The following is a 1,608-nucleotide window of genomic DNA, read 5'->3' on the forward strand; positions in this document are numbered from 1 at the left end:
CCGGGGAACGCGGGCGGGCCGGCTGGGCCGGGGAAGAGCGGGGCGGCGGTGGGTTTAGCCCGGCCCTCGATGGAGCCGGTGATTCCCGTCAGCAGCGCGTCGGTGGCGGCCGTTTCGCCGAGGCCCACCAGGTCGATGTAGGTGATCGACCGCAGCAGCCCGTCCGGCTGGCACTCCGCGACCCGCACGGGGACGATCCGGCGCGCGCGTCCCTGTGGGTCGTTCGGCCAGAGCGTCTGCCACTCGGCGTTGCCGTACTCGGATTCGTCCAGGTAGGTGGGGGAGAGGATGGCTACCACCCGGGCCGACGCCGGCAGCGTGCGATGCATACTGGCCACCCGGCTCGTGCCGGCGACGATGTCCCACGCCTGTAAGAACGTGCGCGCGGGCCGCCCGTCGATCCGCACCCGTGCCTCGAGCTGCCAGGCGATCCATGCCGCCCAGGCGGCGTCCGAGCCGGTATGGCTGATGAAGAAGTCGCAGTCACGACCGTCGCCGGATCCCGCCATGTCAGGCTTCTCTTCCCCCGTGCCTCATGGGAAGAAGAATGTCACGATCCGCGCCGGCGGCGGCCGGCGGTGTGCCCGCAGCCCGCCTGCGGCCCGCCTGGCCCACGGCCCCCGCCTGGTCGACGACGATCCGCGTCCGGGACGATTCGTGCTGACCGGTTCCTCACAGGCGGACCTCACCGCCTCGGGCTGGCCCGCGACCGGCCGGATCGTCCGACTGGCCATGTATCCGCTCGTCGGCCGGGAACGCCACGGCGACCCGGCCTCGCCATCCCTGGTCGATCGGATCGTCAGCGGTGGCGCGGACGCCCTCGCCGGCCCCGCCGCCGGCTGGGACCTGCACGGCTACCTGGCGGAGGCACTTACCAGCGGCTGGCCCGAAGCGCTGCGGGCCCCGACCGAACGAGCCCGCGACCGCTGGTTGACCGGATACGTCGACCATCTGGCGACGCGGGAAGCGCCGTCGCTCGGTGTCGCGAGAGATCCCCTGCGCATGCGGAGATATCTCCGGGCGATAGCCGCGAATACCGCCGGCGTGCCGACTCACAAGCTGCTCTACGACGCCGCCGGCATCGACCGGGAGACCGCGGTCGGCCAAGATGATCTTCTTGGCACTCTTATGGTCACCGACCGGGTCCCGGCCTGGGCGGGCAGCCGCATGGACCGCGCCGTCCGACTGCCCAAGCGCTACCTCATCGATCCCGGTCTCCTCGGCCCGCTGCTGCGTATCGACCACCGCCGTGCGCTTTGTGACGGTGACCTCCTGGGACGTGTCCTCGACACACTCGTCGCCACGCAACTGCGCGCCGAGTGCGCCCTCAGCGTCGTCGGCGCCGACATGTTCCACCTGCGCGGCGCCAACGGCCGTCGCGAGATCGACCTGATCATCGAGACGCGCGACGGTCACGTCATCGCGATCGAGGTCAAGGCGTCCGCGGCTCCCTCACCCGCGGACGCCCGTCACCTCGAGTGGCTGTGGGAACGGCTCGGCCCGAAACCTGCCGCCGTGCTCCTCGTCCACACCGGCCCGCGGGTCTTCCAACTGACCGAACACGTCCTCGCCGTCCCCATCGCCAGCCTCTGGTCATCGAGCTGAGAA

General features: G+C 71.2%; 2 protein-coding genes. One reads left to right on the forward strand and one right to left on the reverse strand.

Annotated elements, in window-relative coordinates; translation table 11 throughout:
- Positions 1–509: toll/interleukin-1 receptor domain-containing protein (locus AC5LUJ_RS22555; RefSeq protein ID WP_493465703.1), on the reverse strand; the 509-nt coding region annotated here is incomplete at its 3' end.
- On the opposite strand from AC5LUJ_RS22555, the gene AC5LUJ_RS22560 reads away from it, so the two are divergent.
- Positions 508–1,605, forward strand: a complete 1,098-nt coding sequence (locus tag AC5LUJ_RS22560) for an ATP-binding protein (RefSeq protein WP_250283542.1) — start codon at positions 508–510, stop codon at positions 1,603–1,605. The two genes, AC5LUJ_RS22555 and AC5LUJ_RS22560, sit on opposite strands and share 2 nt — an antisense overlap.
- Positions 1,606–1,608: the final 3 nt, after the last annotated feature.

This window comes from Protofrankia sp. CiP1_Cm_nod3 (assembly GCF_982290655.1).